17 protein-coding genes are annotated in these 22,368 nt (G+C 59.4%); 6 read left to right on the forward strand and 11 right to left on the reverse strand.

Annotated features, from left to right (window positions below; translation table 11 throughout):
- The first annotated feature begins 117 nt into the window (after positions 1-117).
- Positions 118-648, forward strand: a complete 531-nt coding sequence (locus G5137_RS10185; protein WP_421255361.1) for an REP-associated tyrosine transposase — start codon at positions 118-120, stop codon at positions 646-648.
- A gap of 83 nt (positions 649-731) precedes the next feature.
- On the opposite strand, the gene G5137_RS10190 is transcribed toward G5137_RS10185, so the two are convergent.
- From G5137_RS10190 to uvrD, 4 genes are all read right to left on the reverse strand, one after another.
- The gene (locus tag G5137_RS10190; RefSeq protein ID WP_421255338.1) at positions 732-1,406 is read right to left on the reverse strand and encodes a hypothetical protein; all 675 of its coding nucleotides are present in this window, start codon (positions 1,404-1,406) and stop codon (positions 732-734) included.
- Complete coding sequence (locus tag G5137_RS10195) at positions 1,403-1,846, reverse strand: hypothetical protein (RefSeq protein ID WP_421255339.1); 444 nt, start codon at positions 1,844-1,846, stop codon at positions 1,403-1,405. Before G5137_RS10195 ends, G5137_RS10190 begins: the two co-directional genes overlap by 4 nt.
- Positions 1,847-1,874: 28 nt before the next feature.
- Complete coding sequence (locus tag G5137_RS10200; protein ID WP_421255340.1) at positions 1,875-2,984, reverse strand: hypothetical protein; 1,110 nt, start codon at positions 2,982-2,984, stop codon at positions 1,875-1,877.
- Positions 2,985-3,197: 213 nt separating this feature from the next.
- Positions 3,198-5,369: a DNA helicase II gene (uvrD, locus tag G5137_RS10205; protein WP_421248346.1), complete on the reverse strand. Its 2,172-nt coding sequence runs from the start codon at positions 5,367-5,369 to the stop codon at positions 3,198-3,200.
- Between the two features lie 508 nt (positions 5,370-5,877).
- On the opposite strand from uvrD, the gene G5137_RS10210 reads away from it, so the two are divergent.
- The 4 genes from G5137_RS10210 (at position 5,878) to G5137_RS10225 (ending at position 10,616) form a co-directional block, all read left to right on the forward strand.
- Positions 5,878-6,876 carry a BMP family lipoprotein gene (locus G5137_RS10210; RefSeq protein ID WP_033115676.1) on the forward strand — a complete coding sequence of 333 codons (999 nt, stop codon included), beginning with the start codon at positions 5,878-5,880 and terminating at the stop codon, positions 6,874-6,876.
- A 91-nt stretch (positions 6,877-6,967) separates the two neighbouring features.
- Positions 6,968-8,533 (forward strand): ABC transporter ATP-binding protein, encoded by a 1,566-nt coding sequence (locus tag G5137_RS10215; RefSeq protein ID WP_049046807.1) that lies wholly within the window; start codon positions 6,968-6,970, stop codon positions 8,531-8,533.
- Positions 8,533-9,648, forward strand: a complete 1,116-nt coding sequence (locus G5137_RS10220; RefSeq protein ID WP_421248347.1) for an ABC transporter permease — start codon at positions 8,533-8,535, stop codon at positions 9,646-9,648. The genes G5137_RS10215 and G5137_RS10220 overlap by 1 nt, the downstream gene beginning before the upstream one ends.
- Positions 9,649-9,650: 2 nt before the next feature.
- On the forward strand, positions 9,651-10,616 hold the full coding sequence (locus G5137_RS10225; RefSeq protein ID WP_421255341.1) for an ABC transporter permease: 966 nt from the start codon (positions 9,651-9,653) through the stop codon (positions 10,614-10,616).
- 266 nt (positions 10,617-10,882) lie between these two features.
- Here G5137_RS10225 and G5137_RS10230 read toward each other — a convergent pair whose 3' ends face one another.
- On the reverse strand, positions 10,883-12,874 hold the full coding sequence (locus tag G5137_RS10230; protein WP_421221990.1) for a bifunctional 2',3'-cyclic-nucleotide 2'-phosphodiesterase/3'-nucleotidase: 1,992 nt from the start codon (positions 12,872-12,874) through the stop codon (positions 10,883-10,885).
- A gap of 358 nt (positions 12,875-13,232) precedes the next feature.
- On the opposite strand from G5137_RS10230, the gene G5137_RS10235 reads away from it, so the two are divergent.
- Positions 13,233-14,174 (forward strand): hypothetical protein, encoded by a 942-nt coding sequence (locus G5137_RS10235; protein WP_219296753.1) that lies wholly within the window; start codon positions 13,233-13,235, stop codon positions 14,172-14,174.
- A gap of 81 nt (positions 14,175-14,255) precedes the next feature.
- On the opposite strand, the gene mgtE is transcribed toward G5137_RS10235, so the two are convergent.
- From mgtE to G5137_RS10265, 6 genes are all read right to left on the reverse strand, one after another.
- On the reverse strand, positions 14,256-15,680 hold the full coding sequence (mgtE, locus tag G5137_RS10240) for a magnesium transporter (RefSeq protein WP_219296754.1): 1,425 nt from the start codon (positions 15,678-15,680) through the stop codon (positions 14,256-14,258).
- A 146-nt stretch (positions 15,681-15,826) separates the two neighbouring features.
- Positions 15,827-17,227, reverse strand: coding sequence for a siroheme synthase CysG (cysG, locus tag G5137_RS10245; protein ID WP_421221988.1), 1,401 nt, complete (start codon positions 17,225-17,227; stop codon positions 15,827-15,829).
- Positions 17,228-17,239: 12 nt separating this feature from the next.
- Complete coding sequence (gene nirC / locus G5137_RS10250) at positions 17,240-18,052, reverse strand: nitrite transporter NirC (protein WP_005340778.1); 813 nt, start codon at positions 18,050-18,052, stop codon at positions 17,240-17,242.
- Positions 18,053-18,109: 57 nt separating this feature from the next.
- Positions 18,110-18,427 (reverse strand): nitrite reductase small subunit NirD, encoded by a 318-nt coding sequence (gene nirD, locus G5137_RS10255; protein ID WP_039039697.1) that lies wholly within the window; start codon positions 18,425-18,427, stop codon positions 18,110-18,112.
- On the reverse strand, positions 18,427-20,973 hold the full coding sequence (gene nirB, locus G5137_RS10260; protein ID WP_421255342.1) for a nitrite reductase large subunit NirB: 2,547 nt from the start codon (positions 20,971-20,973) through the stop codon (positions 18,427-18,429). The genes nirD and nirB overlap by 1 nt, the downstream gene beginning before the upstream one ends.
- Before the next feature lie 305 nt (positions 20,974-21,278).
- Complete coding sequence (locus G5137_RS10265) at positions 21,279-22,367, reverse strand: ABC transporter permease (protein ID WP_041209775.1); 1,089 nt, start codon at positions 22,365-22,367, stop codon at positions 21,279-21,281.
- Position 22,368 lies beyond the last annotated feature (1 nt).

Raw genomic sequence — 22,368 nt, forward strand, 5'->3', positions numbered from 1 at the left:
CGGACGATCGCGTAATCGAACAATCTCGTAATGGAACATCCGCACCATCACGCCTGCAAGCAGATCGAAGTGAGGCAAGGCTATGCTTGGCTTTTCGGTCTCGATGAGGGGAAAGGGATGGCCAACTGGCGGCGGGCATGGTGGCCCGGAGGAACCTGGTTCTTTACGGTCAACCTGCTGGAGCGGCGCAACAACCGGCTGCTGGTGGAGCAGATCGACCTGCTGCGCCACAGCGTTGCCAAGGTGCAACAGGCTCACCCCTTCGCCATTCACGCATGGGTGGTGTTGCCCGACCATCTCCACTGCATTCTCTCATTGCCGGAGGGGGATACCGATTTCCCCCTGCGTTGGCGGCTGATCAAAAGTCACTTTTCCCGCGCCTTGCCGGTAAACGAGCGCCGCAGCCAGACGCGGTTACGTCACGGGGAGCGGGGCATCTGGCAACGCCATTATTGGGAACACCTGATCCGGGATGAGCAGGATTACCGTCACCATATGGATTACGTCCATATCAACCCGCTCAAACATGGTCATGTCACGAGGGTGGTCGATTGGCCGTATTCCACCTTCCATCGTTACGTGGCGAGCGGCATCTATCCGCCGGATTGGTGCGGGTCGGTGGATGGAGTGTTGGGGGGATTGGAGTAAACCCCTAAAGGGTTGTTCCGTTGTAAGCGTTCGATTACGCGAACGTCTTACGCGATCGTCCGATTACGCTTCGCTAATCGAACCTACGGCTCTCTATTTTTCTTGGCTTTGGCACTTTTATCTTGCGGGTCATGATGAAGGGATATCCAGCGATGTCTCACTAGATATGAAAGACCAGAAGAGCAGTGTACATGCGTGGTCAGAAATGAGCTGGAAGATTTAAGACACGTTAGTACTTTCATGTTTACGTACTCATTAGCACCATTGTTTTCCCAGTGTTTTTTCAGGCGCGTTATCTTTTCATTTACGTTGGAGGTGTTATTGTAGATTATCAGCCCCCCTCGACAGCATTTATCAGACCCACTGCTATATCTTGTAGATAGTTGCCTCATCCCTTCTAGAATATTGTCATCGCTTCTGTGCCATTTTGCCTCGCCGATCCACTGACAGCTGCCATGTTTTACTAAAATGTCTGTAGAACCAGCATAAAAACTACCATGAGTAGCATCAATACACTTTTGTTTAAGCATACTTACAATGTGGGAAGATATTTGGTCTTCTTCACTCTCTGTGTAATATGGCCTATTAGACTCAATATCCAGAACTATGCTTTCAATTTCGGATTCTATCCTATCTGCAAAATCAGAGTAGCTCTGCTCGATTCCCATGACTTTGTACTGCCACTCAAATATCATGCTTTGATATTGTGGATGTTGTGCCATTCTATCAATGTCTTGCAGGGATATATTACAATTCATGATAGGGCCTCCACACTTCCGCTAGAGTCACTCTCTTTCATAGCATATAGCATGCTGCTATATTCAAAATAAATGAAAACATGAGATTTGTAGTCGTGAATTTCCCTTCCGGTAACAGGATGAACTAAGTAGCCAGATTGTTCGGCTGATTTTATTTCTTCTGCATCGATGTCAATTTGATCATCACCATCAATTAGTTCATGCTTTATCTCTAGTAGTCCAGAAACAAGAGCTATTGACATTGTGATGGACATGATATCGTAGTCATTTAACTCTGAATTAGTGATTCTTTTTATTGAAGAAAAACTTAAGTGTTGTAAATTATATAATGGTTGTTCAACCAGATGGACAAGTATTTTGTAAGCAGCAGACATATGCATAGGCTTATTATGCCAGATTTTAGCATATTCCATGATATAGTTTTTATCTGCCACCTTCATACCAATAGCCCTTTATGTTCGGCGGTTGTTAATGGATCATTATATCTAAAAGTTTCATCACTATAAATCTATAATCATCCTCATTTAGTGTTTTTGTGATAATTGCCTCATCTAAAATAGTTGCCCCATAAGCACTATTAGATCTCATCGATCCAGGCAATACTAATTCAGGTTCAGTACCAGTTGTGGGATTAGTCCATACTCGAGAAATATAATATGGATCGAATTGATCTTTTATCACCTCTGCTCCGGCTAGATGGTACTTATCTCTGAGAATGCATTTGTTACCACGTCTGTTTTTATGGTGTTTCATTGCACCTTCATCGGTGGTGAACTTAAGCTCCACAACTCGACCATCACCAACTGGGATTTCTAAAACCTTTCTGATGGCGGGATAGAAGTCTATTAGGCTACCGGTTACTTCAAAACCATGTTTTCTACATTCAGAGAAAAATAGTGAGCTTAATTGAGAGTATGCCAAAGATCTGTATTCTGGTGTTAATCCCTCAGTTGTATCGATTCTAAACTCAATTCTGTCCATACCCAATGGTATAAATATAACATCAAAACAGAATTTCTCTTCCATTTTGATAATATACATTTCTGAGCCCAAAGGAACACCCTTTGAGTACTCTTCTGTAAGAGCATCTGATGGGATTTTCTGTTTTAATTTTACACGACGATTTGATGCAAAACCAAAATAGTACCCAAGGCCATCTACTTTTTTGTATACAAGGGTAGGGCTAGCAACAAAGTCATCTTTGTTAATTAATAGTATGCCTTTGTACTTTTGGTCTGGTCTTATTGAGTCTAGGGTCGCTTTAAACTTCGCCGTATCTAGAGAGTCGTGGACTTTAAATAGTCTGAGGGATTTTTCCCCAGAGAGATAATGTTCAATTAGTACGCTAGATAATGCAAGAAATCGTCCCAGCAAGATTCTATTAACTAGGCTATTATTCAAATCTAATAATTTTTTTGAGAGTCTTTCGAAGCCTCTCGCCTTGATCATGGCGTCTTCAAGTAAGAGTTTTGAAAAAATGCTCCAAGGTACTCGACATGAAATGTCATTCAGTAGTGATACAGCTTTTTGTTTCATCATGTCAAAATCAGCATCTTCAATACTAATCATCTCGCCCATTTTTAACTGAACCCTCAAGCTAGAAACGCACCTTATTGATAACTTAGTTTACTAAGAAATAAGTTCTATATGAAGCTATAAAATCTATGTAGTGCGCCGATAGCTCACAAAATGGATATTGAATATCAACTTAGGGCGTATTTGGGCGGAGGAGGAGGACTAAACAACCAACCCGGCCTAAGCCGGGTTGGTTGTATCAAAAGACGGGAAAAATCAAAGCGCTTCCAATCTGGCATACGCCGTCACCAGCCACTTGGCGCCGACGTCATCGAACTGGATCTGCACCCGGCTCTGCTGGCCGACCCCTTCGAAGTTGAGTACCACCCCTTCCCCGAATTTAGGATGGAGCACCCGCTGGCCGAGCTTGATGCCGCTGGCGTCAAAGCTCTGCTGCACCTCGTTCTGGCTAAAGCGGCCGTACTGGGTGGGGCGGCTGACCTGGGTGCGCAGCCGGATCTCCTCCAGACACTCGGCGGGCATTTCGCGGATAAAGCGGCTCGGCTTGTGGAACATCTCGCGGCCATAGATACGGCGGCTCTCGGCATAACAGATGTAGAGCTTCTCCATGGCGCGGGTCATGCCGACGTAACAGAGGCGGCGCTCCTCTTCCAGCCGGCCCGACTCCTCGGTGGATTGCTGGCTGGGGAACATCCCCTCTTCGACGCCGACCAGCAGCACCAGCGGGAACTCCAAGCCCTTGGCGCTGTGCAAGGTCATCAGCTGCACCGCGTCGGCATATTCGTCGGCCTGATTCTCGCCGGACTCCAGCGCCGCGTGGGCGAGGAAGGCGGAGAGATCGCTCATGTCCTCCAGCTCGTCCGGGCGCTGGTACTGGCGGCAGGCGGTGACCAGTTCGTCCAGGTTCTCTACCCGCGCCTGGGATTTCTCGCCCTTTTCCGCCAGATACATCGCCTTGAGGCCGGAGTGCTGGATGGCGATATCCGCTTGCTGGTGCAGCGGCAGCATGGCGACCTGCTCCTCCAGCGCGTCGATCAGCTCGACAAAGCCGCGCACCGCGTTACCGGCGCGACCGGTCAGCACCTTGTCGTTGAGCAGGGCCTTGGCCGATTGCCAGAGGTTGAGCCCCTGATCGCGGGCGTTGCCGCGCAGGATCTCGAGGGTGCGATCGCCGATGCCGCGGGTCGGGGTGTTGACCACCCGCTCGAAGCTGGCGTCGTCGCCACGGTTGTTGATAAGCCGCAGGTAGGCCATGGCGTCCTTGATCTCTTGCCGCTCGAAGAAGCGCAGGCCGCCGTAGATACGGTAGGGCATGGCGTCCTGCATCAGTGCCTCTTCCAGCACCCGCGACTGGGCGTTGGAGCGATAGAGGATGGCGCAGTCGGCCAGGAGGCCGCCCTTTTCCTTCCAATCCTTGAGGCGGCCGACCACGAAGCGCGCTTCGTCCACCTCGTTGAAGGCGGCGTAGAGGGAGATCGGCTCACCCTCGGCTCCTTCGGTCCACAGCTCCTTGCCAAGGCGCTCGGCGTTGTTGGCGATAACGCAGTTGGCGGCCTTGAGGATATTGGCGGTAGAGCGGTAGTTCTGCTCGAGGCGGATGGTCTCGGCGCCCTGATAGTCGGTCAGGAAGCGCTGGATGTTCTCGATCTTGGCGCCGCGCCAGCCGTAGATGGACTGGTCATCGTCGCCGACGATCATCACCTTGCCGCTGTTGCCCGCCAGCATCCGCAGCCAGGCGTACTGGATGCCGTTGGTATCCTGAAACTCGTCCACCAGGATGTTCTGGAAGCGGTCGCGGTAGTGCTCGAGGATGTGCGGCTTGTTCAGCCACAGCTCGTGGGCGCGCAGCAGCAGTTCGGCGAAGTCCACCAGACCGGAGCGATCGCAGGTCTCCTGATAGGTCTTGTAGATCTGCTGATAGGTGCGGGTGACGGGATCGCCGTAGAGGTCGATGTCGCCGGGGCGCAAGCCCTCATCCTTCTTGCCGTTGATGTAGCCCATCACGGCGCGCGGGGCCCAGTGCTTCTCGTCGAGGTTGAGCGCTTTGAGCACCCGGCGGATGAGGCGGTACTGGTCGTCGGAGTCGAGGATCTGGAAATCCTGCGGCAAGCCCGCATCCAGATGGTGGGCCCGCAGCAGGCGGTGGGCGATGCCGTGGAAGGTGCCGATCCACATGCCGCGCACGCCGTCGCCGATCACTTTTTCGACCCGGCCGCGCATCTCGGCCGCCGCCTTGTTGGTAAAGGTGACCGCGATGATGGAGAAGGGTGAACAGCGTTCCACCTGCATCAGCCAGGCGATACGGTGCACCAGTACCCGGGTCTTGCCCGAACCGGCACCGGCCAGCACCAGCAGGTTGCTGCGGGGCGCCGCAACGGCATCTCTTTGCTTGTCGTTGAGCCCGTCGAGCAGGGTTGAAACGTCCATCACCACTCCTGTTTATTTATACAGGCGGCGATTATACGGCCATCCCCCCGTCAGACCAACTGCAAACTCCGCATGGCGGGCAGGTGAGGGGAGTCGGGCAGGGCGACTGCGGCGGTTTCTGGTTGGCAAAATGGTTGCGGAGAGGGGATGGTTTCCAGCTGTAGCCAGCGGCAGGATTGCGCGCCGCGCGGTTATTTTGCGAGCCGGATCACGGGGCGATGGGTGGGGCGGATGCCCAACCGGGGAAAACGGTTTAGAGTAACCAATTGAACAATAAGAGAAATGTCGTTTGGGTCTCTGAGTTGTCAGCATAAACAACTGAAAAGTAGCTAAAAAACAACTGCTTATAAGGTTATTTGCTTATAATTCAAACCGTTAACGCAAACGTTTTTCCCTTATCATTTGCTTGACCCGCACCGGGGCTGACTTAGAGTAACCCTGCGTGCTAGATGACCCGCTTCGGCGGGCAAGCAAGTTCCCTCACTTAATAACAATCAAGGATACGATCGTGACTAAAGTGCTCAAACTGGCCACTGTGGCCTCCCTCACTCTCGCTGCTCTCTCTGCTCAGGCTGCTTCCGAGCCGGCCGTGATCTATGACACCGCGGGCAAGTACGACAAATCATTCAACGAAGCCGTGTTCCGTAACGGCGTCGAGCTTTACAACAAGGACAAAGGGGTAAAGGTCAAAGAGTTTGAGCCCCAGAACGAAGCCCAGCGCGAGCAGGGTCTGCGTCGTCTGGCCAGCCGTGGCAACGGCCCGATCGTAGCGGTCGGCTTCAACATGGGTTCTGCGGTAGAGAAGGTTGCGACCGAATTCCCGAAAACCCAGTTCACCATCATCGATATGGTGGTCGACAAGCCGAACGTCCAGTCCGTCATCTTCAAGGAGCATGAAGGTTCCTTCCTGGTGGGCGCGCTGGCTGCCATCGCCTCCAAAACCGGCAAGGTCGGTTTCGTGGGCGGCATGGATATCCCGCTGATCCGCAAGTTCGAGTGTGGTTACGAGCAGGGCGCCAAGTACGTCAATCCGAAGATCGAAGTGTTCCAGAACATGGCGGGCTCCACCCCGGCCGCGTTTGCTGACCCGGCCAAAGGTGCCGAGCTGGCCAAGTCCCAGTTCGCCAAGGGCGCTGACGTGGTTTACGCCGCAGCCGGCGGTACCGGTATCGGTGTCTATCAGGCAGCCAAGGACAGCGGCAAGTTTGCCATCGGCGTAGACTCCAACCAGAACCACCTGCAACCGGGCACCATGCTGACCTCCATGGTCAAGTCTGTGGGTCTGGCTGCTTACCAAACCTGGGATGACGCGGCCAAAGGCCAGTGGAAACCGGGGATCAAGAACCTGGGTCTGGCCGAAGGCGGTGTGGATTGGGCGCTCGACAAGGACAACGAGAAGCTGATCACTCCGGAGATGAAAGCCAAGGTGGATGCCATCAAGGCCGAGATTATTTCAGGCAAGGTCAAGGTTCATGACTACATGAGCGACAATACCTGCAAATACTAATTAGATAGTTGCTGCTACGACTCTCAACGCACCGACCGGCCCGCACGGGCCGGTTTTTACAGTCTTATTTCATGAAACGCAGGGCTGCATCATGGACCAGACAGATCGCTATGCCATCGAATTAAGAGGTATCGATAAGCGGTTCGGCGAAGTGTACGCCAACAAGCTGATCGACCTTAAGGTTCGGAAAGGCAGTATTCACGGCATCGTTGGCGAAAACGGCGCCGGTAAATCCACCCTGATGAGCATCATTTACGGCTTCTACCATGCCGATAAAGGCGAGATGTTCATCGACGGGAATCCTTTCAAACCCCACGGTTCACAAGATGCGATTGCCGCAGGCGTGGGCATGGTGCACCAGCACTTCATGCTGGTGAACAACTTTACGGTTTTGGAAAACGTCATCCTCGGCGCTGAAAATGGCTGGCACCTTCAGCAGAGCGTGGCGTCGGCAGAGAAGCTGCTCGGCGAGCTGGCGCGGGACTATGGTCTCGAAGTGCCGCTGCACGAGAAGGTGGAAGATCTGCCGGTGGGCCTGCAACAGCGGGTCGAAATTCTCAAGGCGCTCTATCGCGGCGCCCGCATCCTGATCCTCGACGAGCCGACCGGGGTACTGACCCCGCAAGAGGCGGATCACCTGTTCAAGGTGCTGGAGAAGCTGCGGGATCAGGGGGCGACCATCATCCTCATCACTCACAAGCTGCGCGAGATCCTGGCCATCACGGATCAGGTCTCCATCATGCGCCGCGGCGAGATGGTGGCGCACGTTGCCACCAAGGATACCGACAAGGAGCAGCTGGCCGAACTGATGGTGGGCCGCAAGGTGCGCCTCAAGGTCGACAAGGGGCCGACCCAGCCGGGCGAAGCCAAGCTGAAGGTCGAGGGGCTCAGCTACTTCGACGCCAGCAAGGTGGAGCGGGTCAAATCGGTCAGCTTCGAGGTGCGCGCCGGTGAAGTGGTTGGCATCGCCGGGGTCTCCGGCAACGGCCAGTCCGAGCTGCTCAGCCTGCTTGGCGGCATCATCAAGCCGAGCAAGGGCGGCTTTACCATCAGCAGCCGCAGCGGCGTGCACAAGGTGAGCGCCGAGCAGGCAGCCGATCCCGAGATGGTACGCAACTTCGGCCTCGGTCATGTGCCGGAAGATCGCCACAAGATGGGGCTCATCAACCGCTTCGAGGCGAAAGAGGCCTTTATCCTCGGTTATCACCGCCGTCCGCAGTACAACAAGGGGTGGCTGCAGAACAAGGAGGCGATCCTGCAGGATTGCCAGGCCAAGATGGAGAAGTGGGACGTGCGCCCGCCCCATCCCGACCACAAGACCGCCAACTTCTCCGGTGGCAACCAGCAGAAGCTGGTGATCGCCCGTGAAGTGGAGCAGGACCCGGATGTGCTGTTGATCGGCCAGCCGACCCGTGGGGTCGACATCGGTGCCATCGAGTATATCCACCAGCAGATCATCGCCATGCGCGACAAGGGCAAGGCGGTGCTGCTGGTCTCGGTAGAGCTGGACGAGATCATGAGTCTCTCTGACCGCATTCTGGTTATTGCCGACGGTCGCATCGTCGGCGAGCTGGATGCCGCCAAAGCGGACGAGCGCACTATCGGCCTGATGATGGCCAACATAGTGCCGGATGAAGTTGCCAAGGAGGCCCACTGATGAGCCAAGTACGTATTCCTGCCTGGGTCTCCGTGGGCGTCGTGTCTGCGATCAACATCCTGCTGGCCTTCCTGGTGTCGGCCATCCTGTTCTACTACCTCGAGATCAACCCGGTCGATGCCGCCAAGATTATGTGGTACGGCGCGTTTGGCACCGGTGAAGGGTTTGGCTTTACCCTCTACTACGCAACCGGCTTTATCTTCACCGGTCTGTCGGTAGCGGTCGCCTTCCACGCCGGTCTGTTCAACATCGGTGGTGAAGGTCAGGCCTATATCGGTGGTCTGGGGGTGGGGCTGGTCTGTCTGACCCTCGGCGATGTGCTGCCGTTCTCCCTGCTGTTGCCGCTCTCCATCGTTGCCGGTGGTCTGTTCGGTGCGGCGTGGGCCTTTATTCCGGCCTGGCTGCAAGCCAAGCGCGGCAGCCACATCGTTATCACCACCATCATGTTCAACTTCATCGCCGCCTCGCTGATGGCCTATCTGCTGGTGGAGGTGTTCAAGCCGCCCGGTTCGATGGCGACCGAGAGCCGGGTCTTCGCCGAAGCGAGCTGGCTGCCCAAGATGACCGGGCTGGCGAGCCTGTTTGGCGTCGAGATGCCGAACAGCCCGCTCAATATCAGCTTCTTCTGGGCGCTGATTTGTGCGGCGCTGGTGTGGGTCTTTATCTGGCACACCCGCTGGGGCTACGAGATCCGCTCGGTCGGCGCCAGCCAAAGCGCCTCCGCTTACGCCGGTATCTCCTATCCCAAGGTGGTGATCCTGGCCATGGTCATCTCCGGCATGTTGTCGGGCTTCTTCGCCCTCAACGTGCTGCAGGGTGAGCTGCACCAGATCAAGCTCAACTTCGTGGAAGGGTTCGGCTTCACCGGTATCGCGGTGGCGCTGATGGGGCGCAACCACCCGGTCGGCGTCATCATCGCCAGCCTGCTGTTCGGTTTCCTCTATCAGGGGGGCGCCGAGCTCAGCTTCGAGTTCGGTGTCGACCGCAACATCGTCGTGGTGTTGCAGGGTCTGGTGATCCTGTTCTGTGGCGCCCTTGAGCACATGATGCGTCCGCGCATCGAGCAGCTCTATCTGGCGTTTGCCAACCGCTCTGCGCAAGTCAAGGGGGCCTGATCATGTTTGAAATTCTGATCCTGATGCTGGATGCCACCATCCGTACCGCGCCGCCCCTCATTCTGGCTGCCATGGCCGGCATGTTCTGCGAGCGCTCCGGGGTGGTCAACATTGCGCTGGAAGGCAAACTGCTGGCGGCGGCGTTCGCCAGTGGTGCGGCGGCAGCGGTCTCCGGTTCCGCCTGGGTGGGATTGGGTGCCGGGGTTGCCATCTCGGTGCTGTTTGCCCTGATGCACGGCTTTGCCACCATCACCCACCGCGGTGATCAGGTGGTGAGCGGCATGGCCATCAACATTCTGGCGGCCGGTCTGACCGTGACCCTGGGCCGTTACTGGTTCGATCAGGGTGGCCAGACCCCGGCGCTCTCCGGTGATGCCCGTTTCGCCCCCATCGATCTGCCCTATGCCAAGGAGCTGTGGGATGTGCCGGTGATCGGCCAGCTCTACAGCGAGCTGCTGAGCGGCCACTCCCTGCTGGAGTACGTGGCGTTCGCCTGCGTGCCGCTGGCATGGTGGGTGATGTTCCGTACCCGCTTCGGTCTGCGTCTGCGGGCGGTGGGTGAGGCGCCCGCAGCGGTCGATACCGCCGGTATCTCTGTGGTGCGGATGCGCTACACCGCGCTCCTTATCGGCGGCCTGCTGGCCGGTATCGGTGGCACCTATCTGGCGGTCGCCCAGACGGCCCAGTTCATCCCCAACATGAGTGCGGGCAAGGGCTTTATGGCACTGGCGGCGCTGGTGTTCGGCAAGTGGCGTCCCTGGAATGCCATGGCAGCCTGCCTGCTGTTCGGCTTCCTCGATGCGGTCGCCATCCGGCTGCAAGGGGTCAGCATCGGCGGCTTCGCCATTCCGGTGCAGGCCATCGAGGCACTGCCCTACATCCTGACCGTGTTCCTGCTGGCCGGCTTTATCGGCCGTGCGGTGGCGCCGAAGGCGCTCGGCACCCCCTATGTGAAGGAACGGGAGTAGCGCCCTCTATCGCGATAGTCCCGACTACACAGATAACAGCAGGCCCACTTCGGTGGGCCTGTTTTTTTATGGGCGGGATGGGACAGAACAGTCGGGATCTGGATGGTGTGATAGAGGGAGGCGATGGCGTGAAGGGATAAAGGGGCTGCGTGAGTTGCTGCGGGGAGCGGCTGGCTTACAGGTGCATATCCCGCTGCCAGTACCATTAAAAACCCCCTCGTATCAGGAGGGGGTTGCAGAGGTTATTGCCGGATTAACCCTGAGGTTCAGGGTGCCAGCACCAGCTTGTAGACGCCAAAGCCGGGGTGTTTGGCATCGGTGGGTGGCAGGGTCTCCACATAGTTCAGCTTGCCACCGGTCAGGGCTTGCGCCTCGCTGCGTGGCGAGCTGTAGATGCGCAGATCCAGATTGGCGGGCAGGGGTGCCAGCTGCCAGTTGTTGTCTGCCGGGGGCTCGAAACCGGCCGGATTCTTCTCTGCCAGATCCTTGAGGTATTCGGAGAGCACTTCGCGGGTTTCGAACTGATCTTCATGGACGATCACCTTGGCGTTGATGCCCGGGAAGTTGCCACCACCGCTGGCGCGGTAGTTGTTGGTCACCACGTAGAACATCTGGGTCGGGTCGATCGCCTTGCCCTGATAGGTGAGGTTGGTGATGCGATAGCTGTCGCTCACCTTGTTGCCATCCACATCGTAACGGGCGGGTTTGGTCACATCGACCTGATAGTTCACCCCGTCGATCACGTCGAAGTTGTAGGTGCGGTACTTCTCGTTCACCAACCACTGGGTAGCGGTGCTGGCGGCATCGATCTTGTTGAACTGGACGGCGCTCTTCTCCAGCCACTCCTGTACGGTCGCGCCATTGATGGCGACCACCTGCAGGGTGTTGGGGTAGACATAGAGGTCGGCCACGTTGCGCAGGGAGATATCGCCAGCCGGTACATAGGTGAAGTCGGTCGGGCCGTTGCGACCGCCACGGAATGGCGCGGCGGCGGAGAGGATGGGCCATTTCTCCTTGAGCTGACCATCCTGTTGCAGTTTCTTGGCGTGCCACAGCTGAGCGTCGCTGACGATCTGGATGGAGGGGTCATCCTGCACCAGCGCGAAGAAGCTGTGGATCGGCTTGGTGATCTTGCTGAGGGGCTCGTCCAGCCACTGGTTGGCCTGCTCGTGCTCGGCAATGACCTGATCGACCACAGCCTGATCTTCCACACTGGTGGCGCTGCTGTCGATCTTGCGCAGCTGTGCTTGGCTGGAGCTGACCTGCCAGCGACCCTCTTTCCAGGTCATGTGCAGGTCGATGATGCCGAGGTGGTTACCCCAGACGCCCGGCATCACGGTCGGTACCCCCGCCAGGGTGCCTTTCTCGTTGTCCACGTCGGTCATGTTGGGGTAGTCACCCGGGAAGGTGCGGTGGGCATGGCCCAGCAGCAGGGCATCGACCCCCTTCACCTTGGCCAGCGGCAGGGCGGCGTTCTCCATCATGGGTTCGCGCGGGTCACCTATGATGCCGGTATGGGCCACGACCACGACGATGTCAGCGCCCTTGGCGCGGATTTCGGGCACATAGTGCTCGGCGGTCTCGACCATATCAGCCACCACCACCTTGCCTTCCAGATTGCGCTTGTCCCACTGGGTGATCTGGGGCGGAGTCAGGCCCAGCACCCCGACCTTGATGGTCTGGGTATTGCCGTTGGCATCCTTCACCTGACGATCCAGCACCACATAGGGTTTGAACTTCTGCTTGCTCCAGTCGATGGTGCCCTTGCCATCACGGCTGAAGGCATCGGCCTGGAAGACGTTGGCGTTGATGTAGGGGTAGTTGGCCCCTTTCAGGGTCTCTGAGAGGAAGTCGAGACCGAAGTTGAACTCGTGGTTGCCCAGGTTGCCGACATCATAGCTCATGGTGTTGAGCGCCTTGATGGCGGGGTGGGTCTGCTTGCTCAGCCACTGCTGTTTGACTTGCTGGTCGTGGATATAGTCGGCCAGCGGGGTGCCCTGGATCAGGTCGCCGTTGTCGATCAGCAAGTTGTTGGCGTTCTCTTCGCGGGCTTTGCGGATCAGCACTGCGGTGCGGGCAAAGCCCAGCGAGGCATCCGGCTTGTTCTGGTAGTAGTCGTAGCTCAGCAGGTTGGAGTGGATATCAGAGGTTTCGATCAGCCGCAGGGTGAGATCACCGGGGGCCTGAGAGTTGTTGTCATCACAGCCGGACAGCAAAAAGATAACTGCCACCGCGCTCAGTTTGAGGGTGGTTTTCATTGTTGAATTCTCTTGTTATGGGTATGCCAGCGTGGTGCATTCTATCGATAGCAAAAGAATCCTATTGTGAGCCGGCTGGCAATTCGGGTTAATTGCCTTCCTGTTAATAGAGTTATGGCTCTGATTTTCATCTCTTTTTTCTCTTCCTTCAGGGCCACCACCCTCGCTGCTTTTCCGCAGTGAGTCACTTGGTAGTCACCGCCGTGCGGTCGGGGCAAGCGGCGCGGTCTGCCGCTCCTGCGAGGCTGTAATGGTTGGTTACAGATCTCCATTCGACTGATAGATGACCTTTCCCTTAAATTCAGCGGCGATTGATTGCATCTAAAAATTACAAAGCGACAGCAAGGAATAAAAACTCATGAAAATGCACAACAAAGCGCTGCTGGCCATCGCCTGCGCCGCCGCCCTGTCTGCCTGTGACAGCGAAAAAGCTGCCAACAGCATTGCCAAGCGGGTGCCGCTGGCTCTGCCGGAGGCGGGTCTTTACCATGCGAATCTGCTGAGCCGCGACGGCGACAAGGCGACGCCGCGCATGATCAAGGATCTGGATGGTCTGGCGCTGGTCTACCCGAAGGGTGAAACCGTGCAGTACTGGGGTGTCTGGGTGGATCATCAGGTGGGCAAGGTCGAGACCAACAGCCAGTGGCTGGGCCAGGCTGACCAGAAAGCCGACAAAGACGGGATCTACCCGGTGCAGTTGATCCGCAACAGCGAACGGCTCGGTACCAGCACGGCGCTCAGCTCGGTGACCAACGACCACAACCTCATCACCTTCCAGGATCAGCCGGTCATCGATCTGCAGGGCAAGGAGATCAAGCGCTGGGTTTTTGATTTCACCCGGACCGGCACCAAGTTCTCCGACAACTCACCCATCTATTCCGGTTTCAGCGGTCATGTGGCGGTGACGGCCCTGACCACCAAAGCGGTGACCACGGCCAGCTGGAGTGCCACGGACAGCGATGGCTTCAGTAGCGACATGGTGGGCAAGGTGGATACCACCAACAACGGCGGCAAGCTGACGGTAGCGATCGAGTTTCCGGCGGCAGGTTGTACGCTGGTGGGCGAGGGGAGTGCCACTACCGGGTTGAGCAAGCTGACCATGACCGGGTTTGGCAAGTGCAACTTCAAGCAATCCGCTGCCGCCACGCCGATCGAAAACCTCTGGAATGCCGCTCTGGCCCGGGCGATGGATAACCGCGTCGCCTATGTCACCACCTATACCACGGATGCCAAAAAAGAGGCGCTGGTCATCGGCTTCCCCGACACCAATGGCCTGCTGATCACCGCTGACAAGCGGTAAGCAGCCCAACGGCAGGGGCGGGCAAACACGCCTGAAACAACAAGGGAGCCAGTGGCTCCCTTGTTGTTTTCAACGCACGGTTTACAGCAGGAACAGGGTCGCCAGCCCGAGGAAGATAAAGAAGCCGCCTGTGTCGGTGATGGCGGTGATCATCACGCTGGCACCGACTGCCGGGTCGCGGCCGAGGCGGGTCATGGTCATGGGGATGATGACCCCCATCAGGGCGGCCACCAGCAGGTTGAGCATCATGGCCAGGGTCATCACGGCGCCGAGCGCCGCATCCTGATAGAGCAGATAGGTGGCGATGCCCATGGTGCCGCCCCACACCAGCCCGTTGATAAAGGCGACGCCAAGTTCCCGCAGCAGCAGGAAGGAGAGGTTGCCTGCCTGAATGTGCTGCAGCGCCAGCGCCCGCACTATCATGGTGATGGTCTGGTTACCGGTGTTGCCGCCGATCCCGGCGACGATGGGCATCAGGGCCGCCAGTGCCACCAGCTGGGAGATGGTGTGCTCGAACAGGCCGATCACCCGCGAGGCGACAAAGGCGGTGCAGAGGTTGATGGCAAGCCAGGCCCAGCGGGTCTTGACCGCCTTGGAGACCGGGGCGAACACGTCTTCATCCTCGCTGATACCCCCCATCCGGCGCAGGTCGGTGTCGCTCTCCTCATAGACCAGATCCACCACCTCTTCGACGGTGAGGCGGCCCATCAGCTTGCCCTTGCCATCCACCACGGCGGCGGAGAGCAGGTCATCCCGTTCGAAGGTGCGGGCCGCCGCTTCGTCGTTATCCTCCGGATCGAAGGTGACCGGATCCCGCTCCATCACGTCGCTCACCAGGGTGGCGGGCTTGTGCAGCAGTACAGTGGTGAGGGCCAGCTCCCCCAGCAGGTGGTTGCGCCGATCGATGACGAACAGCTTGTCGGTGTTGGCGGGGATCTTGCCGCGCAGCCGCAGATAGCGCTGCACCGTGGCGAGCGTCACCTCGGGGCGGATGGTGATGATCTCGAAGTCCATCATGGCGCCGACGGTGTGCTTGCCGTAGCGGATCACCTCCCGCACCCGATCCCGGTCGGCGGGGGCCATATAGGTGAGCAGCCGCCCCATCAGGTTGCGCGGCAGGTACTGGCCCAGATAGATCTGGTCGTCGATATCCAGGGTGCGCAGGGCGTGCAGCAGCTCCTTGTCGCTCATCCCGCTGATGAGGCTGTCCCACACCGTCTCCGACGCTTCGACCAGGATCTGGCCGCGTTTCTCCTCCTCCACCAGCGCCCACAGGGCATGACGCTCATCGGGCGGCAGCGATTCCAGCGCATCGGCGACGTCGGCGGCGGGCAACCCGTTGACCAGCGTGGTGAGTTCGCTGGTCTGATCGCGCTGCTCGGCATCCTGCACCACCTGCGGGTCGAGCAGGCTGTCGGTGAGGGCATCATCGCGCAGCAGCAGGGTGAGAATGCGGGATCTGTCATCCGCGCGCTGCCGGGCGCTGTTCTTGATGGGAAGAGACATGGGATGAATTCCTGAGATGGTAGCCAAGGGCTCAATGCCCATAGGATACCAGACTTAAAACAACAGGTTATGACCGTGATGGGAGAAGAGGGAGGTAAAAGTGAGGCCACCTGCTGGTGGCCTCATGGCGAGTTGCCGAGGATCCCTCAGGCGAGGGCTTGCTGGCGCTGCGGGGCCTCGCCAAACCAGGCGAGCCGGTCGGCCAGGGTCACCACCGAGCCCACCATGATGAGGGCAGGACTCTCGACCCCCACCGCCAGCGCGGGCAGCTCATCAAGGGTGCCGCGAATGACCCGCTGGCAGGGCTGGGTGCCGCGCTCGATCAGCGCCACCGGGGTGTCGCCCCCCTTGCCGTGGGCCAGCAGCTGCTCGCGGATGGTGGCGCAGCTCGATAGCCCCATGTAGAACACTAGGGTTTGTTTGTCTTTGGCCAGCAGCGGCCAGTCGAGATCCCGGGCGCCACCCTTGCCGTGGGCGGTGACGAAACGCACGCTCTGGGCGTGGTCGCGGTGGGTGAGCGGAATGCCGGCGTAGGCGGCGCAGCCGCTGGCCGCGGTGATGCCGGGCACCACCTGAAAGCCGATGCCTGTGCCGACCAGCGTCTCCAGCTCCTCGCCGCCACGGCCGAAGATAAAGGGATCGCCCCCCTTGAGACGCACCACCCGTTGCCCCTTCTTCGCCTCCTCCAGCAAGAGCTGGTTGATCCCCTCCTGCGGCACGCAGTGGTTGCCCGCCTGCTTGCCGACGAAGATGCGTTTGGCGTCGCGGCGCACCAGCGCCATCACTTCGTCCGAGACCAGCCGGTCGTAAACCACCACGTCCGCCTGCTGCATCTGGCGCAGGGCGTGCAGGGTGAGCAGACCCGGATCGCCGGGGCCGGCTCCCACCAGTACCACCTCGCCTCCGGTCTGGCTCCCGTCGGCAAACAGGTTGTCGGCCAATTGGTGGGCAGAGGCACTATCACCGCGGGCCAGCGCTTGACCGAGCCGATCCGCTCCGAGCAGCCGCTCCCAGAAGCGACGCCGCTCCCCCATGCTGGCGAAGCGGGCCTTGACCCGCTCCCGCAGGCTACCGGCAAAGGTCGCCACGGCCCCCAGATGTTGCGGCAGCAGGGCTTCCAGTTTTTCCCGCAGCAGCCGGGCCAGAACAGGTGCCTTGCCGCCGGAGGAGATGGCCACCATCAGCGGCGAGCGGTCGATGATCGACGGCATGATGAAGCTGGAGCGTTTCGGGTCATCCACCACGTTGGCAAAGATCCGCGCCTGATTGGCGCTCTGGTAGACCAGCGCATTCACCTCGCGCCGATCGGTGGCGGCCACCACCAGCCACTTGCCCGCCAGTTGCTGCGGCACAAATTCACCGGCCAGCCACTCGATGCTCCCGTTGGCAGCCAGTTCCGCCAGCTCGGGGTCGAGCTCGGGCGCGACTACTGTGAGGTGGGCACCGGCATCCAGTAGCAGGCGCGCCTTGCGCTCCGCTACCTCGCCGCCGCCGACCAGCAGCACGGGTTTGTTGTCGAGTCGGCAAAAGATGGGCAAGTAGTCCATGGGGCCTCCGGATCAGGCGGTTCGGGTCTGGTTGGCGGTGCTGGTGGTCTCGCTCACTGCAACCGGGCGTTCAGCTTTCGGGGTGGCATACCAGTAGCCGAGGCCCATAAAGAGGACGCCGGAGACGGTGTTGCCCAGCGTCACCCACAGCAGGTTGTGGCCGATGCCGCCCAGGGTGTAGGCCTCGGAGTGGGCGCCAAACCAGGAGAGGGCGAACAGGGTCATGTTGGCGATGGAGTGCTCGTAGCCGGAGGCGATAAAGGCCAGCAGGCACCACCAGATGGCGATGAAGCGGGCGGCCCCTTCGGTGCGCAGCGCCATCCAGATGGCGAGGCAGACCAGCCAGTTGCAGAGGATCCCCTTCATAAACAGGGTCAGGGCCGGAGCCTGGGTCTTGGCCAGCGCCACCTTGTGGGCCAGACTGCCCGCGTCCGGCAGCAGGCTGCCGCCGTAGGAGTAGATGAGCGCCACCACAACGGAGCCAATCAGGTTGCCCGCCCAGGTCTGCGGCAGGATACGCAGCAGGTCGGCCATGGTGATTTTGCCCGTCTTCACCCCGAAGGTGAGGAACATGGTGTGGCCGGTAAACAGCTCGGAGCCGGCGATGATCACCAGCGTCAGGGCGATACCGAAGGTGGCCCCCATCACCAGCGGCCGGATGGCGGGATCCACCAGATTGCCGAGGGTGAAGATCAGGATGATGCCGAGGCCCACATAGGCCCCCGCCATGGCGGAGCTGAGCCAGAAGCCGAGCTTGTCGCTGCGCTCGAAGCGGTTGATGCGGGCCGCGTTGGCGGCGCACTTGTTGATGGTTTCCGTGTACATCTTGTGAGTCCTTGAAAGGGCTGCCCACAGGCAGCCCGAAAGAGAGTGAATTTGTCTTTAGACAGCGACCCAGACCTGCTGGTCGCGCACTTCAACGGGGTAGCTTTGAACCGACATGGCGGGGTTGTCGAAACAGTGGCCATCGCTCAGACGAAAGCGCTGCTTCTTGAGCGGGCTGGCGACCCAGAGCTCGCCGTCGTGTTCGCAGATCAAACCCCGCGACAGCACGTTGGCGGCGAAGAAGGGATCCCGGTTGTCGATGGCGAACACCTCGGCGGCCGCGCTCGGGCGGAACAGGGCGATCTGGCGACCCTCAATGAGTGCGCAGACGCCGGTGCCCGGCAGGATGTCGTTGAGTTGGCAGGCGAATTTCATCATTTGGTTTCCACTTCGATCTGGTAGACGGGGATGCGCTCGGCCGGGGTCGCCGGTCGGTGCTGGTCGCGTTCGCTGACGAACTGGACGTCCGGGTCACGCTTGTCGCTGTTGATGAAGTGGCTGAAGCGCTTGAGCGCCTCCTCTTCGTTGAGGGTGCGCGACCATTCGCACTCGTAGCTGTCGATGAGGGTCTGGATATCGCGCTCCAGCGTCTCGGCCAGCCCCAGCTTGTCGTCGACGATCACCTCGCGCAGGTAGTCGACACCCCCTTCCAGATTGCCGAGCCAGACCGATGTGCGCTGCAGTTTGTCGGCGCTGGTGACGTAGAACATCATAAAGCGGTCGATCAGCTTGATGAGGGTTTCGCGGTCAAGGTCAGAAGCCAGCAGATCGGCGTGGCGCGGTTTCATGCCGCCGTTGCCGCCCACATAGAGGTTCCAGCCCGCATCGGTGGCGATGATGCCGACATCCTTGCCCTGGGCTTCCGCACATTCGCGGGTACAGCCGGAGACGCCGAACTTCATCTTGTGCGGGGTGCGAATGCCCTTGTAGCGGTTCTCGAGGAAGACCCCGAGGCCGACGCTGTCCTGCACGCCGAAGCGGCACCAGGTGCTGCCGACACAGGTCTTGGCCATACGCAGCGCCTTGGCATAGGCCTGACCTGTCTCGAATCCGGCTGCCAGCAGCTTGCGCCAGATGGCGGGCAGGTCATCCTTCTGAGCCCCGAACAGGCCGATGCGCTGGGCGCCGGTGATCTTGGTGTAGAGCTTGTAGTCGCGGGCCACTTCGGCCACCGCCAGCAGCCCTTCCGGGGTCACTTCACCGCCGGCCATGCGCGGGATGACGGAGTAGCTGCCGTCCTTTTGCATGTTGCCGAGGAAGATGTCGTTGGTGTCCTGCAGCGGGATGTTGCGCGGGCTCAGCACATGCTCGTTCCAGCAGGAGGCGAGGATGGAGCCGACGGTCGGTTTGCACACCTCACAGCCATAGCCCTGACCGTGCTTGGCCAGCAGCTCGTCGAAGCTCTTGATCCCCTCCACCTTGACCAGATGGAACAGCTCCTGACGGGAGTGGGGGAAGTGGGCGCAGAGGTGGTTGTTGACCTCGATGCCCTGCTTCACCAGCTCGGCGTTGAGTACCTGACTGATGAGCGGCACACAGCCGCCGCAGCCGGTTCCGGCCTTGGTGTGCTGCTTGATGGCGGCCAGGGTGGTGTGACCCTCGGCCACCGCCTGAGCGATGTCGCCTTTGGAGACGTCAAAGCAGGAGCAGATCTGGGCGCTTTCCGGCAGGGCATCCACCCCCAGCGTCGGTTTGGCTCCGGCGTAGGCGGGCAGGATCAGGGTGTCCGGGTGGCTCGGCAGCGGCAGGGCGTTGAGCATCATCTGCAGCAGGTTGCCGTAATCTTCCACGTCACCCACCAGCACGGCGCCGAGCAATCGGCTGTTGTCTTCGCTCACCACGATCTTCTTGTAGACGCCAGCCTGATCGTCCTGAAACACATAGCTGTGGCTGCCCGGGGTGCGGCCGTGAGCATCGCCGATGGAGCCGACGGAGACGCCGAGCAGTTTCAGCTTGGCGCTCATGTCTGCCCCTTCGAAGCGGCTGTCACCGCCGAGCAGATGGTCGACGGTGATCTGGGCCATCTTGTAGCCCGGCGCTACCAGCCCGAAGAAGCGGCCCTGCCAGGCGGCGCACTCGCCGATGGCATAGATGTCGGGGTCTGAGGTGAGGCAGTGATCGTCGATGACGATGCCGCCGCGCTCGGCGATGGCGAGATCACCGTAACGGCCGAGGGTATCTTGCGGGCGAATGCCGGTGGAGAAGACCACCACATCCACTTCCAGCTGGCTGCCATCGGCAAAGGCGAGGCGGTGTTTCGCCTGCTCACCGCCATGCATCAGGATCTCGCTGGTGCTCTTGCTGGTGTGCACCTGCACGCCCATGGATTCAATCTTGCGGCGCAGCAGCTGGCCGCCCTGACCGTCGAGCTGCTCGGCCATCAGTACCGGAGCAAACTCCACAACGTGGGTCTCGAGACCCAGCGCCTTGAGGGCACCGGCCGCTTCGAGGCCAAGCAGGCCGCCCCCGATCACCACCCCGCTCTTGCCACTCCTGGCGGCGCTGCGAATGGCTTTCAGATCCTCGATGGTGCGATAGACAAAGCACTCGTGGTGCTGGCTGCCCGCAATGGGCGGTACCCAAGGGTAGGAGCCGGTGGCCAGCACCAGCTTGTCGTACCCGACCACGGTGCCCTTGTTGGAGTGCACTTCGCGGTTGGCCCGGTCGATTTTTTTCACCGCTTCGCCGAGCAGCAGGCGGATGCCGTGCTTGTCGTAGAAGCCGGGTTTGACGAGGGAGAGATCTTCGCTGGTGTGATGGGAGAAGTAGGAGGAGAGATGGACGCGATCGTAGGCGGGACGGGGTTCTGCACCGAAGACGGTGATCTCGTAGCGGCCCGGGTCGGCCCGCTCGATCAACTCTTCGATGAAGCGGTGCCCCACCATGCCGTTGCCCACAACGACCAGTCTGACTTTGCTCATGATTGCCTCTAGTTTGGAGTAATAAAACATCATTCTGGGGCTAGGCTACCCAGTCAGTCGGGGCGGGCAATTGATGCAAATCAAGTGTCTATTTATATATCTCGTCAGGGGTAATTCGATAAAATTCAAAGATATACAAAAATAGGTATACCAGTTGATGATTTCTGCGCTGGCTCGGGGTGAGGGATGGTGGAGAGCAAGAGCGCTTTAGCAAAAGCCGGGGAGTGAAAACTTCTGGCGGAAAAAGGCCGGCCTCGCACTGGCGAGACCGGCATCAATGGGCATCAGCCGAGCAAGGCTGCGCGTCAGGCGATATGGCGGCGGAACATGGCGAGCGCCAGCGACAGGGTGACGCCGGCGATGGCGAGCAGCGGCCAGAGCAGGGGCCAGGCGGCCGACCAGTCAAACCCCTTGAGGAAGACCCCCTTGAGCAGCACGATGAAGTGGGTGAGGGGGTCGATGGCCGCCAGCCACTGGAACACCTGCGGCATGTTCTCCACCGGCGAGATGTAACCCGAGAGGATCACCGCCGGTACGGTGAAGGAGAAGACTCCGAGAAAGGCCTGCTGCTGGGTCGAGCAGAACGACGAGATGAAGAGCCCGATCCCGGCCAGTGCCAGCCCGTAGCAGACCATGCCCGCCATCAGCAGGCTGAGGCTGCCGGCAAAGGGGAGGTGAAAGACAAAACGGGCGGCCAGCGCGACTATGCACCCTTGCCCCACCGCCACCATGATGCCGGGCACCGCCTTGCCCGCCATGATCCAGCCTGCGGTGAGGGGGGAGACCAGCAGCTGATCGAAGGTGCCCTCCTCCCGCTCCCGCGCGACCGAGAGGGCGGTAACGATCAGACAGCCGGTGGTGGTGATGATGGCCACCAGCGCCGGCAGGATATGCCAGTGGAACTCGACGTTGGGGTTGTAGAGGTTGCGCACCGCCAGCTCGGGTTGCCCCTTGCCCTCACTTTGCCAGCGGGCGATCACCTGACTGATGTAACCCGCCGCCACCTGACCACCGTTGGAGCGACGGCCGTCGATAATCAGCTGCACCTTGGCCGGTTCGCCCCGCGCCAGCCGGCGCGAGAAATCCCCCGGAATAATCAGCCCGAGCAGCGCCTGCTGCCCGGTGATGGCATCGGTCATGCCCGCCTCGCCCTGCACCGGGATGATGGTGGTAAAGGCAGGCATATGGGTGAGGCGCTCCAGCAGCTCGCGGCTCTGGGCACCGCCATCCTGGTTGTAGATGGCCAGCGTGTTGCCGGTCACCTCCAGGGTGGCGGCGAACGGGAAGAGGGCGGTCTGCAGCAGCACCGGCATGATGAGCAGAAAGCGCCCCTGAGTATTGCCCATCAGGGCCTGCAGCTCTTTTCGGATCAGCCACCAGAGTCGGATCAGCATG

The sequence above is a fragment of the Aeromonas sp. 600282 genome (assembly GCF_049175755.1).
Lineage (GTDB): Bacteria > Pseudomonadota > Gammaproteobacteria > Enterobacterales > Aeromonadaceae > Aeromonas > Aeromonas veronii_A.